Genomic DNA, 786 nt, shown 5'->3' with positions numbered 1-786 from the left:
CAGGACGTGTTATGGATGGTCGCTCTTTAAGTGACGGCTTACATCAAGCACTAGAAGCAAAAGAAGGTTTAGAAATTACAGAAGAAAACCAAACACAAGCTTCTATTACAATTCAAAACTTCTTCCGTATGTATCCGGCATTATCAGGTATGACAGGTACCGCAAAAACGGAAGAAAAAGAATTCAACCGTGTATATAATATGGAAGTTATTCCAATTCCAACGAACCGTCCTATTCTTCGTGAAGATAAAAATGACGTAGTATATGTAACAGCTGATGATAAATATAAAGCTGTGCGTGAAGAAGTTCTAAAACAGCATAAGCAAGGACGCCCTATTTTAATTGGGACGATGTCTATCTTGCAATCTGAAACTGTTGCTCGTTATTTAGATGAAGCAAACATAAAGTATCAATTATTAAACGCTAAAAGTGCAGAGCAAGAAGCAGACTTAATTGCAACTGCTGGGCAAAAAGGTCAAATTACAATCGCTACCAATATGGCAGGCCGAGGTACTGATATTTTACTAGGAGAAGGTGTCCACGCCCTTGGTGGATTACATGTAATTGGAACAGAACGTCATGAATCTCGCCGCGTTGATAACCAGCTTAAAGGACGAGCTGGTCGCCAAGGTGATCCGGGAAGCTCTCAATTTTTCCTATCTTTAGAAGATGAGATGCTAAAGCGCTTCGCTCACGAAGAAGTAGAAAAGTTGGAAAAATCACTGAAACCTGACAAAACGGGACTTATTAATACACCTAAAGTTCATGATTTCATTAACCGTACAC

General features: G+C 39.4%; 1 protein-coding gene. It reads left to right on the top strand.

Annotated features, from left to right (window positions below):
* Positions 1-786, top strand: a 786-nt coding sequence (locus AC1DJR_RS32075) for a preprotein translocase subunit SecA (RefSeq protein ID WP_477004478.1), incomplete at both ends; no start/stop codon positions are given.

It is taken from the genome of Bacillus sp. 05T31, assembly GCF_056396725.1.
The sequence above is the reverse complement of the archived record's forward strand: the minus strand, read 5'-3'. Positions and strand labels throughout refer to the sequence as shown.